7 protein-coding genes are annotated in these 13,315 nt (G+C 74.3%); all 7 read left to right on the top strand.

Annotation, left to right across the window (positions count from 1 at the left end; translation table 11 throughout):
• Positions 1-10 precede the first annotated feature (10 nt).
• The 7 genes from ACWIGU_RS28390 to ACWIGU_RS28360 all read left to right on the top strand — a co-directional run bounded on the left by ACWIGU_RS28390 (position 11) and on the right by ACWIGU_RS28360 (position 13,303).
• Positions 11-1,411: an enoyl-CoA hydratase/isomerase family protein gene (locus ACWIGU_RS28390; protein WP_454404530.1), complete on the top strand. Its 1,401-nt coding sequence runs from the start codon at positions 11-13 to the stop codon at positions 1,409-1,411.
• Positions 1,408-2,472 (top strand): thiamine pyrophosphate-dependent enzyme, encoded by a 1,065-nt coding sequence (locus tag ACWIGU_RS28385; RefSeq protein ID WP_454404529.1) that lies wholly within the window; start codon positions 1,408-1,410, stop codon positions 2,470-2,472. Before ACWIGU_RS28390 ends, ACWIGU_RS28385 begins: the two co-directional genes overlap by 4 nt.
• Positions 2,469-3,473 (top strand): alpha-ketoacid dehydrogenase subunit beta, encoded by a 1,005-nt coding sequence (locus ACWIGU_RS28380; RefSeq protein ID WP_454404528.1) that lies wholly within the window; start codon positions 2,469-2,471, stop codon positions 3,471-3,473. The genes ACWIGU_RS28385 and ACWIGU_RS28380 overlap by 4 nt, the downstream gene beginning before the upstream one ends.
• Positions 3,470-4,315: a thioesterase II family protein gene (locus ACWIGU_RS28375; protein WP_454404527.1), complete on the top strand. Its 846-nt coding sequence runs from the start codon at positions 3,470-3,472 to the stop codon at positions 4,313-4,315. The genes ACWIGU_RS28380 and ACWIGU_RS28375 overlap by 4 nt, the downstream gene beginning before the upstream one ends.
• On the top strand, positions 4,312-4,530 hold the full coding sequence (locus ACWIGU_RS28370) for an MbtH family protein (protein ID WP_100598467.1): 219 nt from the start codon (positions 4,312-4,314) through the stop codon (positions 4,528-4,530). Before ACWIGU_RS28375 ends, ACWIGU_RS28370 begins: the two co-directional genes overlap by 4 nt.
• Positions 4,527-5,849, top strand: coding sequence for an aminotransferase-like domain-containing protein (locus ACWIGU_RS28365; RefSeq protein WP_454404526.1), 1,323 nt, complete (start codon positions 4,527-4,529; stop codon positions 5,847-5,849). Before ACWIGU_RS28370 ends, ACWIGU_RS28365 begins: the two co-directional genes overlap by 4 nt.
• 170 nt (positions 5,850-6,019) lie before the next feature.
• Positions 6,020-13,303, top strand: a complete 7,284-nt coding sequence (locus tag ACWIGU_RS28360; protein WP_454404525.1) for an amino acid adenylation domain-containing protein — start codon at positions 6,020-6,022, stop codon at positions 13,301-13,303.
• Positions 13,304-13,315 lie beyond the last annotated feature (12 nt).

Here is a 13,315-nt window from a genome sequence, read left to right as displayed (position 1 = left end):
GAGACACACCGTGCGCACACCCACGCTCGCCGCCCCCGCCGTGCTGCTGCGGACGGCACCCGGCCACCCACCGGCCCTCAGCGGTGACTTCACCAAGGACCGCGGCGCGGTCACCGCCCATCTCGAGTCCGCCGTGCGGATCGTCGAGGCGATGCCGCCGCGCGCCGAGCGCACCGCCGCCGAACACCGCGACGCGGCGGCCCTCCACGACGAGGCGAGCACCCTGCGCCGCCGGTTCCTCGCGGCGTACGCCGAGCGGATCTACGCCGAGCTCACGGACGGCCTCACCCGCTGCCCGCGCCTGGAGGAACTGACCGGCCTGGCCGCCGCGCACTTCCCGGGCCTGGTGCCCACCCGCGACCAGCTCGCCGCGGAGTCACGGCACACGCAGCGCAACAAGGAGGGCTGGGAGGTCGCCGTCGGCATCTTCTTCCAGGCCGTCCTGAACGCCCCCACCGCGGGCAACCACCTGCTGCGCTCCATGCTCCGCCCCACCGCGCGCGCCCGTGCCGCCCTCCTCGACTACCAGCTCACCGGCCACGCCGACCTGGGCATCGCCACCGTCACCCGCGAGGACGGCATCGCCCAACTGGAGCTGTGCAACGCCGAGTTCCTCAACGCCGAGGACGACGCCGCAGTCGAGGCCCTGGAGACCGGCACCGACCTGGTGCTGCTCGACCCCGCCAGCCACGTCGGCGTGCTGCGCGGCGCCCCCCAGTCCCACCCCGCCTACGCGGGCCGGCGCGTCTTCAGCGCGGGCATCAACCTCACGCACCTCTACCACGGCGACATCTCGCTGCTCGGGTTTCTGCTGCGCCGCGAGGCCGGATACATCGCCAAGTTCGTGCGCGGCCTGTGCCTGGACGACACGGCGGGCGACGGCTGGTGGCCGGACGCCGACAAGCCGTGGGTCGCCGCGGTCGACGCCTTCGCCATCGGCGGCGGCATGCAGATCCTGCCCACCATGGACCGGGTCGTCGCCGCCGACGACTCCTGGTTCAGCCTGCCGGCCATGGAGGAGGGCCTGGTCCCGGGCGTCGCCAACATGCGCCTGCTGCACCTGACGGGCTCGCGCCTGTCGCGGCGCCTGATCTTCTGGGGCAGGAAACTGCGGGCCACCGACCCCGAGGCGTCCCTCTTCGTCGACGAGACCGTGCCCGCGGACGCCATGGACGGCGCCGTCCGCGCGGCCGCCGGACACCTCGACCACCCGGCCGTCGGAGCCAACCGGCGCATGCTCAACCTCGTCGAGGAGCCCCTCGAACTGTTCCGCCGCTACCTGGCCCAGTACGCGTACGAGCAGGCCCGCCAGCTGCACAGCCCCGGCCTCATCGCCACCCTGGAGAACACCTGGATCAACCGGAACCGGGGCGGGGCCGACGCCGGCGCGAGCGGCGGCGAGAAGCGATGACGGTGCTCGACGCGCCCGCGCCGGCCGCACCCGGCACGGCCGCGGCCCTGACCGGGCTCCAGCTGTACCGGGCGATGGTCGTCGGCCGTGCCTTCGACCGGACGGCCACCACCTTCACCCGGCAGGGCAGGCTCGCGGTCTATCCGTCCTCGCGCGGCCAGGAGGCGTGCCAGACCGCGTCGGTGCTCGCCCTGCGCCCCACCGACTGGATCTTCCCGACCTATCGTGAGAGCGTCGCGCTGCTGACGCGGGGCATCCCCGCCGAGGACGTGCTCACCCTGTTCCGGGGCGACCGCCACTGCGGCTACGACCCGGCCGCCCACCGGGCGGCGCCCCAGTGCACCCCGCTCGCGACCCAGTGCCTGCACGCGGCCGGACTCGCCGACGCGGCCCGGATGCGCGGCGACGACGTGGTGGCCCTCGCCTACATCGGCGACGGAGCGACCAGCGAGGGCGACTTCCACGAGGCCGTCAACTACGCGGCCGTACGCCGGGCACCCGTCGTGTTCTTCATCCAGAACAACCAGTACGCGATCAGCGTCCCGCTGAGCAAGCAGACCGCGGCCCGCTCCCTCGCCGACAAGGCCGAGGGCTACGGAGCCACCGGAGCCGTCGTGGACGGCAACGACGCCCTCGCCGTGCACGCGGTCGTCGCCGAGGCCGCGCACCGGGCCCGTACCGGCGGCGGCCCCACCCTCGTCGAGGCCCTCACCTATCGCATGGAGGCCCACACCAACGCCGACGACGACACCCGCTACCGCTCCGCGGACGAGGTCGCCGCCTGGGCCGGCAAGGACCCGGTCGCCCGCCTGGAGCGGACCCTCGTCGACGACGGCGTCCTCGACCGGGCGGGGATCGCCGAAACAGCGCGGGCGGCCGAGGAGCTGAGCGCCGCGCTGCGCCGGGACTTCGCCGAGCCGCCGCGGCGCGACCCGATGGAGATGTTCCGGCACGTTTACCACCACCCGCCGCACCACCTGCGCGAACAGTCGGCGCTGCTCGCGGACGAACGGGCCGCGGACACCGGTCCCGGTCCCGCGGCAGAAGGAGCCCGGCGATGACCCCGGCCACCGAGATCACCCTGGCCAAGGCCCTCAACTCGGCGCTGCGGCACGCGATGCGTGAGGACGAGCGCACCCTGGTCTTCGGCGAGGACGTCGGCACCCTCGGCGGTGTCTTCCGGGTCACCGACGGCCTCGCCCGCGAGTTCGGCGACGAACGCTGCTTCGACACGCCGCTCGCGGAGTCCGCCATCATCGGCGCCGCCGTGGGCATGGCGATGTACGGCTACCGCCCCGTCGTGGAGATGCAGTTCGACGCCTTCGCCTATCCGGCCTTCGAGCAGCTCGTCAGCCACGTCGCCAAGTTCCGCTCCCGCACCCGCGGCTCACTCCCGCTGCCCATCACCGTGCGCATCCCCTACGGGGGAGGCATCGGCGGGGTCGAGCACCACAGCGACTCCTCCGAGATCTACTACATGGCCACCCCCGGCCTCACCGTCGTCACGCCCGCCACCGTCGCCGACGCGTACTCGCTGCTGCGCCGCGCCATCGCCTCGCCCGACCCGGTCGTCTTCCTCGAACCCAAGCGCCTGTACTGGCACAAGGAGGAGGTCACGCTCCCCGTCGACACCGGGCCGCTCGGCTGGGCCGCCGTCCGCAGGCCCGGCACGGACGCCACCCTCGTCACCTACGGGCCCTCGCTGCCCGTGGCCATGGCGGCCGCCGAGGCCGCCGCCGAACAGGGCATCAGTCTGGAAGTCGTCGACCTGCGCACCCTGTCGCCGTTCGACGAGGAGACCGTGTGCGCCGCTGTCCGCCGCACCGGGCGTGCCGTCGTCATCCACGAGGCCCACGGCTTCGCCGGGCCCGGCGCCGAGATCGCGGCACGGATCACCGAGCGCTGCTTCTACCACCTGGAGGCGCCGGTGCGCCGCGTCACCGGCTTCGACGTGCCCTACCCCGCCCCGCTGCTCGAAGCCCACTACCTGCCGGACGTCCAGCGCGTTCTCGACGCCGTGGCCCGCCTCGAATGGCCCGCGCGGTCAGGAGCGGCCGCATGAGCACCACCGGTGTCACCGCCGCCTGGTACCGCTGCCCCGTGCCCCGGCCGGCCGCCCGGGTGCGGCTGGTGTGCTTCCCGCACGGCGGCGGCTCGGCCACCGCGTACTGGAACTGGCCCGCCCTGCTGCCCGAGACCGTCGAGCTGCACGCCGTCCAGTACCCCGGCCACGCCGACCGCATCGCCGAACCGCTGTACACCGATCTGCACGCGCTGGCCGACGCCGCCGCCGACGCGGCCCGGCCCCTGCTCGACCGCCCCGTCGTCCTGTACGGGCACAGCCTCGGCGCCCTCGCCGCCTACGAGACGGCCCGGCGCCTACTGGCCGCGGGCCACCCGCCGCTGCGGCTCATCGTCTCCGGTATGCCCCCGCCGCACCGGGTCAGACCCGGCAGGGTCCACCTCGGCAGCGACCGGGAACTCATCGCCGAACTGCGCCGTCTCGAGGGCGTTCCCGACGAGGTCCTCGCCCACCCCGACCTGCTCGACCTGGTGCTGCGCACCGCGCGCGCCGACTACGCGCTCGCCGAGACCTACGTACAGCCCGCCGGGCCCGCCCCGGACCTGCCCCTCACCGTGCACCGGGCCACCTCAGACCCCGAACTCACCGCGGACGAAGCCGCCGACTGGACCGCGGCCACCACCGGTCCCGTACGCCACCGGACCTTCTCCGGCGGCCACTTCCACCTGGCCGACGAGCCCGCGCCCGTACTGCTCGAGCTGGTCGACGACCTCGTCAGCGACATGTCAGCCCCGCGTCGGCCTTCCCGGCCAGCCTGGATGGGGACCACTGCAACCGCTGTCCCACCACGCCTACCACAAGGAACCGGGAGACCGTCATGAGCAACCCCTTCGAGGACGCCGAAGGCACGTATCTCGTCCTGGTCAACCACGAGGGCCAGTACTCGCTGTGGCCGTCCTTCGCCGAGGTCCCCGCCGGCTGGAGCATCGCCCTGCCGGCCACCGACCGCGAGAGCGCGCTCGCCCACATCAGCGAGAACTGGACCGACATGCGGCCCAAGAGCCTCGTGGACGCCATGGACGAGGCCGCCGCATGAAAGCGGCCGCGCTGCTCGAAGCACCCCGGGCCGCGCCCCTGTTGGCCGTCGACGACCTGCACACCAGCCTCGCCGACCCCGCGCTGACCTCGATGACGCTGCTCAACGAGGTCACCGGGAACTACCCCGACGCCGTGTCGTTCGCGGCGGGCCGCCCCTATGAGGGCCACTACCGCACCGAGGCGCTGCACCGGCATCTGCGGCGGTTCACCCGGTACCTGGAGCAGGAGCGCGGACTCGGCGAGGAACAGGTGCGCCGGACCCTGTTCCAGTACGGCCCCACCAAAGGCATCATCAACGAGCTGATCGTCCGTCAGCTGGAGGTGGACGAAGGGATCCCGGCCGACCCGGACGCGGTGCTCGTCACCACCGGCTGCCAGGAGGCCATGGTCCTGCTGCTGCGGGCACTGCGCCGCGACGAACGCGACGTCGTGCTCGCCGCCGCGCCGACCTACGTCGGCTTCACCGGCGCCGCCCGGCTCACCGAGACCGCGGTCCACCTGGTGCCCGAGGGCCCCGGCGGCCTCGACCCCGACGACGTGGCGCGCGGCATCACCCGGGCCCGCGCCGACGGCCTGCACCCGCGGGCCTGTTACGTCATCCCCGACTTCGCCAACCCCGGCGGCTCCCGGATGTCCCTCGACGACCGCAGGCGCCTGCTGCGCGTCGCCGAGGAGCAGGACATCCTGCTGATCGAGGACAACCCGTACTCGATGTTCCACGACGGCCAGGGCCGGCTGCCCACCCTCAAGTCCCTGGACACCGCGGGACGGGTCGTCTACATCGGCTCGTACTCCAAGACTGCCTACCCCGGCGCCCGCATCGGGTACGTCGTCGCCGACCAGCCGGTCGCCCAGGGCGGCTTCTTCGCCGATCAGCTCGCCAAGCTCAAGAGCATGTTCACGCTCAACACCTCGGCGCTCGCGCAGGCGGCGATCGGCGGACTGCTCCTCGAGCACGGCTGCAGCATGGAACGGGCCTGCGCCCGCGAGGCCGCTGTCTACCGCCGCAACCTGCGCACCCTGCTCGACGGCCTCGCCGCGCGCTTCCCGCTGGGCGGGGGCAGCGGCGTGAGCTGGAACGTGCCCGCAGGCGGCCTGTTCGCCGTGGTCACCGTGCCGTTCACCGCAGACGAGGAGGCACTGGAGGAGTCCGCCCGGCGCTTCGGCGTGCTGTGGACCCCGATGTACCACTTCTACGCGGGCACCGGCGGACTGCGCCAGCTGCGGCTGTCGTACTCCGTGCTGACCGCCCGGGACATCGACGTCGGCCTGGACCGCCTCGCGGCCCTGGTCGAGGCTCGCGCGGGCCGCAGCTGACACCCCGCCCGTCCGGCACGGCGGACACTCTGCCGTCGCGCGCCGCATCAGCCGCACGTCAGCGACGTGTCGGCGCCGCGCACCACACTCGTGCCCGGACCGTGCGGACCACCGGGCCGAGGTGTGCCCGGACGAACCCAAGCCTCGGATTCCGACTCAGGAGACACCTGATGACCATGCTCCAGCGCTCAGGCGCGCAGACCGCCGCGACCGCCGGCCCAGGGGCGGCCGAGGCGGGCACCGTACCCCTGACCGAGGACCAGCTCGGGCTGCTGCTCCAGCACCGGGCCGACCCGCAGAACTCGCCGTACAACGTGCCGCTCGCCATCGACCTGCGCGGCCCGCTCGACGACGCCGCGCTGGAAGCCGCCCTGGCCGCTCTCGTCGCCCGCCACCCGCTGCTCTCGGCGCGCGTGTGCGACGACGAGACCGGCAGCGGCGACGGACTGCCCTTCCTCGACGTCGACCCGGCCCGCGCCCCGCGCGTCGAGCGCCGCGACGCCCCCGACACCGGTCACGCTCCGGCCCGGGCCCTGGTCGCCGAAGCCCGCCGGGAACTCGACCTGGAACGCGACGGTGTGCTGCGCGCCGTGCTGATCGCGCACGCACCCGATCACCACACGCTGCTGCTCGTCGTGCACCACCTCGTCGTCGACGGAGAGTCCACCGGCCTCCTCCTCGCCGACCTGCTCGGCGCGTACGAACACGGCGACGTGCCCGGCCCCGCCCCCGCCGGATTCGGCGCCTACGTCACTGCCCGCGCCCACGAGGCCGGGCAGGACACCGCCGCCGCCGAGGAGTACTGGCGCGGCCGGCTCGACGGCGCCGACCTCACCGTCGACTTCCCGCTGGACACCCCGGGAGCCGACGCCCCCCGCGAGGCGATGGTGCCGCTGGACCTGGACGCCGGACTGTGGGGCGAGATCACCGCGTTCTCGCGAAAGCACCGGGCCGGCGCCGCCGCCGTGCTGCTCGCCGCCTACCTCAAGGCCCTGGGCACGTACGGCCGCCAGCAGGCGCCCACCGTCGGTGTCCCGCTGGGCGCCCGTACCGACCCGCGCTTCGACCGCACCGTCGGCTACTTCGTCCGTACCCTCCTGGTGCGCGCCCCCGCCCAGGACCCGGAGCTGACGGCCGCCGCGTTCGTCGGCGGAGTGCAGCGGGAACTGGCCCGTGCCGTCGACCACTCGCGCCTTCCGTTCCCGCGCATCGCGAAGCTCGCCCCGGGCGGCGCCGCCGCCGACCCGTTCAACTGCACGTTCGTGCTGCACAGTTGGGCCGACCCGGGCGCCGCCGCCGACGAGGGCGTCGAGCTGCGCGGCGGACTGCGCGCCCGCTGGCGCCAGGACGTCGCCACCCCCGGCCTCGGTCTGCTCACCCTCGAGCTGTACGAGGGCGGGGGCACGCTGCGCGGCCGGCTCAAGTACGACGCCGCCCGCATCGAGACCGCGACCGCCGAGGCCTTCACCGAGCACCTCTGCGAGCTTGCCCGGCAGCTGGTGCGCGGGCCGGACCGTGCCGTCGCCGAGCTCGACGGGATCGGGCCGCGCGCCCGCGCCACCCTCGACCACCTCAACGCCACCGACCACCCCCTCGACGACACGGACATCGACACACTGATCCGCGCCGCCGCGCAGGCACGCCCGGACGCGGTGGCCGTCGAGTTCGGCGACCGCCGCTGGACCCGCCGCGAACTGGACGCCCGCATCGAGGGGTACGCCGCCGGACTCGTCGCCCGCGGCGTGCGCGCCGGCGACCGGGTCGGCGTCCTGCTGCCCCGCAGCGACGAGGCCGTCGCCGCGATGCTCGGGATCCTGCGCACCGGTGCCGCATACGTGCCTCTGGACGCCGCCCACCCCGAGGCGCGGCGCCGCCACATCGTCGACAGCAGCGGGATCCGGCTCGCGATCGTCGCCCCCGACACCGCCGAGGCCTGCCCGGCGGGCCCGCAGCAGGTGCCGCTGGCCGACCTGGCCGGGCCCGGCGTCGCGGCCGTGCAGGGGCCGACGTCCGCCGACGCGCTGCACGTCCTCTACACCTCCGGCTCCACCGGCACCCCCAAGGGCGTCCAGCTCAGCCATCGCGCCCTGGTCACCGACGTCCTCGCCGCCGTCCGGCACTTCGGCATCGGCTCCGACGACGCGATGCTCCTCAAGGCGCCCTTCACCTTCGACGTCAGCGCCCACGAGATGCTCGTCGCCCTCGTGTCGGGCGCCCGCCTGGTCGTGGCTCCACCGGACGCCGAACGCGACCCGGACCTGCTGGCCGAGGCCATCGAGCGGCATGGCGTCACGCTGCTGCACGCAGTCCCCTCCCAGCTGCGCCTGCTGCTGGAGGCGGAGGCGTTCACGGCCAACCGCACCCTGCGCACGGTCGTCTCCACCGGAGAGTCCCTGCCCAACGAGCTCCGCGTCGCCTTCGAGGCGGCGCACCCGGCCCGGCTGCACAACGCCTACGGGCCGACCGAGACGTCGTACTCCACGGTCTTCTCCTGGGGCCGCGGGGACGACTCCTTCTGGACACGCCGCGGCGAGGTGCCGATCGGAGTGCCCTTCGACAACATCCGCTGCTACGTGCTCGACGAGTCCCAGCGCGAACTGCCGCCGGGCGCACCGGGCGAGCTGTGGATCGGGGGCGGCACCGTCTCCGACGGCTACGTGGGGGACCCCGAGCGCACCGCGGACCGCTACCGCGCCCTGCGACTGGGCGGCCGCACGGACACCGTGTACCGCACGGGGGACCTGGTCCGGCTCCTGCCGGGCGGCGCCCTCACCCACCTGGGCCGCCTCGACGACCAGGTCAAGATCAACGGCAACCGGGTCGAACTGGGCGAGGTCCGCGCGGCGTTGATGTCGTTGCCCGCCGTCCAGGACGCCTCGGTCCAGGTCTCCCGCCACGCCCGGGGCAGCCTCCAGATCGTGGCCCACGTGGTGACGCGGGCCGAGGTCACGGACGTGCGCGCGGCTCTCGCTCCGCTGCTGCCGTCCCATATGGTCCCGGCCCACTTCCACCGGGTGCCCCGCATCCCCGTCCTGCCGAACGGCAAGACCGACCGCCGGGCCCTCGACCGGCTGGCGACGCGGGGCGAGCCGGCCGTCGGGGCCGAGCCCGCCGCATCGCCCGAGGCTGTTCCCGTGCCGGCTGTTCCCGCGCAGGCCGCTCCCGCGCCGCGCGTGGACGTCAGGAGCTCGCTGCCGGCCGTCCGCGGCGTCTGGGGAGAGCTCCTCGGGGACGTGCGCGACGACGCGCAGTTCTTCGAAGCCGGAGGCGACTCGATCCTCGCCATGCAGATGGTCTCCCGGCTGCGCCGCGAGGGCTTCACCCTCGCCATGCGCGAGATCTACCGCCATCCCGTGCTGGCCGATCTCGCCGCACACCTGGACGCCGGCGCCGCCGCCGCGCCGCAGCCCACCGGCGAAGCCGCCACCGCAGGGGCGACCGCAGACGTACCGGCCGCCCCGGACCGCACCCGCGGCAGCAGTGTCTCCCCGCTCGCACCGGTGCAGTCCTGGTTCTTCCGGCACATCAGGACGGACCTGCACCAGTGGAACCAGTCGGTGCTCCTGGAACTCAACCGCCCCGTCGACCCCACCGTGCTGCGCCTCGCGCTCCAGGCCGTCGTCGCGGCACACCCCGCGCTCAGCGCCCGCTTCACGGCAGACGCGCACGGCGACTTCTCCGAGGGCCACATGAGCGGGGCCGCGCCGTTCTCCGCCTACGACCCACGTGACGTCCTGCGCGAGCGCGACGTCACCGACGACGGCGAACTCGACGCGGCCCTCGAAGAGACCGAGCGCAGCCTCGACCCGCTCAAGGGCGTCCACGTCCGCGCTCTGCTCGCCCACGACCGGCGTCGGCCCGAGGACAACGGCCTGCTGCTCGTCGCCATCCACCACCTGGTCGTCGACGGCGTCTCCTGGCGCATCCTCCTGGAGGACCTCGAGCACGCACTGGCTTCCCTGTCCGACGGCACACTGCCCGCCCTGCCCGACGAGGCGTGCCGCTACGAGGAGTGGGTCGCCTCCCTCCCCGCTGTCGCCGCACGCCCCGGCGAGGCCGACTACTGGCGCACCCTGGCCGCCGCCCGCGGCGAGGCCCAGAGCCTGCTGCTCACCACCCCGGCGCCCGACGAGCGGGACATCCGCCGCATAGAGTTCTCCCTCGACCCCGAGGCCACCGCCCGCCTCATCGGACCGCTGCCCCGCCGACTCGGCCTGCAGGTCCACCAGGTGATGACCGGCGCCTTCGCCCAGGCCCTCGCCCGGTGGCGGGGTACCCGTGAGGTGACCTTCGACGTCGAGACCCATGGCCGGCACGGCCGCGACGACCTGTTCCGCACGGTCGGCTGGTTCACCTCCATCCACCCGGTCGTCCTCGCCGCCGAGCGCGCCACGGACCCGGAGCGCTGGCTCGCCCAGGTCGCCGACGGCCTGACCGGCGTGCCGGACGGCGGCGTCGGCTTCGGCGCCTGCCGCGAGTTCTCCTCCGACCCCGCGCTGCGCACCCTGCTGCGTCATCTGCCGCCCGCCCTCGTCTGCTTCAACTACTACGGCCAGGCCGACCAGTTGAGCGCGGACGGCGGCTTCACCATGTCCGGCCGCCCCATCCCGCGCGAGCACTCCGCGCGCTGCGAGCGGGTGTACGGCATCGAGGTGTACGGCATCGTCCACGGCGGCCGGCTGCGCATGGGGCTCACCTGGGTGCCCAGCCCCGCCGACGGTGTCGACGAGGCGGGCGTCACGGCGCTCGTGGACCAGATGCGCTGGGTCCTGGCCACCCTCGCGGGAGCCGACCCGGACGCCGTGTCCGCGGGCGAGATCACCGCTCCGGGCCTCCCGGCCGCTCTCCCTGGTGCGGCCGGGCCGTCCCGTGCCGGGGCGCTGCCCGGCTCCGGCGCCGCCGGCCCGTCCGCCGTGGACGAGCCGGAGACGGTGCCCGTCACTCCGCAGCAGCACGGCCTGCTCCTCGACGCGCTCGCCCACTCCGGCAGCGGCCGGTATGTGGAGCAGCTGTTCTGGCGCTGGTACGGCCCCCTGGACACCGAACGGTTCACTGCCGCCTGGCAGTCCGTCTTCGACCGCGAGACCGTGCTGCGGGCCGCGTTCGACTGGGACGACGCGCCGTGCCTGGTCCTGCACGACCGGGTCACCCCCGACGTCGTCCGGCACCCGGCCGGCAGCGTCGACTGGGACGAGCTGATGGAGCAGGACCGCGTGCGCGGCTTCGACCTGCGCGTCCCGGGGCTCCTGCGGGCCACACTCGTCGACGACCCGGACGGCACCGACCCGGACGGCACCGACCCGGACGGCGCCGGGACCCCGTCGACCCGCGTGCTGATCACGTTCCATCACGTACTGCTGGACGGCTGGAGCGTGTCCGTCCTGCTCCAGGAGTTCTACCGGGCCTACTTCGCCGACGGCACCCTGCCGGGCAGCGAGCGGCGCCCCGACATCCGCGACTACGCGCGCTGGCTCGCCGAACAGGACACCGCTCCGGCACGGGAGTTCTGGTCGGCGGCGGTGCCGGCCGCCGCTCCGCTCGTGCGGCCCGCGCTCCCCGGCCCCGCGACCGGCCAGAGCGGCTGGAGCCGCGCGGAGGTCCGGCTCAGCCGCCCGGAGGCCGACCGGCTGCGTTCCTGGGCGGCCGCCCGCGCCGCGACCGAGTCCAGCGCGCTGCAGGCCGTCTGGGCGCTGCTGCTGTACCGGGCGGGCGGCGGCCACGGGCCGTCCCCGGTCGGTTTCGGCGTCACCGTCTCGGGCCGCGGCATCGCCCTCGACTCCGTCGAGCGGCTCCCGGGACTGCTGATGAACTCGCTGCCCATGACCATCCAGGTCGACCCGGCGCACACCGTGCCCCAACTGCTGACCGAACTGCGCGACCAGGCGCTCGACATGGCCGCGTACGAGTGGGTGTCGACCGGACAGATCCACGAGTGGAGCGGGCGCAGGGCGGACGAGAAACTCGTCGAGAGCCTGATCGTCTTCGAGAACTACCCGCGCTCCTCCGAGGACCTGGAGTCCACGCTCGCCGCGCACGGTATCCGCGTGGAACTCCCGGAGGCCGCCGGTTCCCAGACCGCTTTCCCGGTCACCCTCCTCGCCTTCCGCGACGTGGACGGCAGCCTGGTCCTCACCGCCGTGCACGACCGCGGCCGGATCACCGACGCCGACGCCGCCCTGCTCGTCGGCCAGTGCGCCCGGCTGCTGCGTGAACTGCCCGACACGGCCGACGAGTCGACGACCGTGGCCGACCTCCTCGCCGGGCTGTCCCCGGCGGACCTGCCGAGGATGGCGGACCGCGCCGAGCCCGTGGCCGACGCCGCCGGCGCGGCGGTGACCTGGCCCGAGGGACCGCAGACCCAGGTGGTGAAGGAGGCATGGCAGGCCGTCTTCGGCACCCCCGTCGCCGACCCCGGCGTGCACTTCTTCCAGGCGGGCGGTCACTCGCTCCTGGCGATGCGGCTGCTGCGGGAGCTCAACCTGCGCTCCGGACGCACCCTGCGCCTGGACGAACTCCTCGCCCACCCCAGGGCCGGTGAGCTCGCCCATCTGCTCACCCGGGAGCCCCAGGACACCACCGGCTCCGGTCCCGCCGATGTCCTCGTACCCCTGCGCCCCGCCGAGCGGCCCGGCGCGGGAACCGTCCACCTCGTCCACCCGCCCGGCGGCCAGGTCGCCTGCTACGCGCAGCTCGCCCACTGCTACGAGGGCCCCGAGGCGCTGGTCGGCATCCGTGACCCGCGCGTGGACGACCCCGAGCCGGAGCATCTGTCGGCCGAGCAGCTCGCCGAGCTCTATCTCGAAGCGCTGCGCCCCGCCCTGGACTCGGGCGAGCGGATCGTTCTGGGCGGCTTCTCCGGCGGCGGTGTCATCGCCTACGAGATCGCCCGGCGGATCACCGACGAGGGCGGCCACCCGCCGCTGGTGGTGATGGTCGACGCCGGCGCACCCGACGGCGAACTCACCGACGCCGACGCCGACGGCTCCTTCGCCAACCAGCTGCGCGCCGTCGCCGAGGGCCGCGCCCCGGCCCCGGACGCGGAAGGCCCCGGCGCACGGCCCACGGACCCGGACGGCGAACAGGACGCGCGGACCGCCGAACCCGACGGCTCCGCCTCCTATCTGACCGAACTCGCCCAGATCGCCGAGTGGATGCGCGGCGACGGCGGCGGCGACCCGGTCGCGCTGATGCGCGACAGCGTCGCGGCAGTCCAGCGCTACCGGCCGGGCCCGTACGCCGGCCCCGTCGCCGTGCTGCGCGCCGGGGACACCGGCTTCGGCAAGGGCACCGACTACGACGAGAGCGACCGCTTCCACGCGCGGGCCGGCCTCGGCTGGGAGGACCACGTCGAGGACCTGGCCATCCGGGTCGTCCCGGGCAACCACGTGACGATGCTGACCGGCGACAACGTCCGCGCCCTCGCCCGGATCCTGGCGTCCGCCGTCAGGCACTGACGCCGAGCGCAC

This window comes from Streptomyces sp. NPDC055400 (genome assembly GCF_053644375.1).
The sequence above is the reverse complement of the archived record's forward strand: the minus strand, read 5'-3'. Positions and strand labels throughout refer to the sequence as shown.

Bases quoted from the DNA above. Each gene is read 5' to 3' on its own strand.
- ACWIGU_RS28365 (WP_454404526.1), top strand. From the start codon at position 4,527: ATGAAAGCGGCCGCGCTGCTCGAAGCACCCCGGGCCGCGCCCCTGTTG.
- ACWIGU_RS28385 (WP_454404529.1), top strand. From the start codon at position 1,408: ATGACGGTGCTCGACGCGCCCGCGCCGGCCGCACCCGGCACGGCCGCG.
- ACWIGU_RS28370 (WP_100598467.1), top strand. From the start codon at position 4,312: ATGAGCAACCCCTTCGAGGACGCCGAAGGCACGTATCTCGTCCTGGTC.
- ACWIGU_RS28380 (WP_454404528.1), top strand. From the start codon at position 2,469: ATGACCCCGGCCACCGAGATCACCCTGGCCAAGGCCCTCAACTCGGCG.
- ACWIGU_RS28375 (WP_454404527.1), top strand. From the start codon at position 3,470: ATGAGCACCACCGGTGTCACCGCCGCCTGGTACCGCTGCCCCGTGCCC.
- ACWIGU_RS28360 (WP_454404525.1), top strand. From the start codon at position 6,020: ATGACCATGCTCCAGCGCTCAGGCGCGCAGACCGCCGCGACCGCCGGC.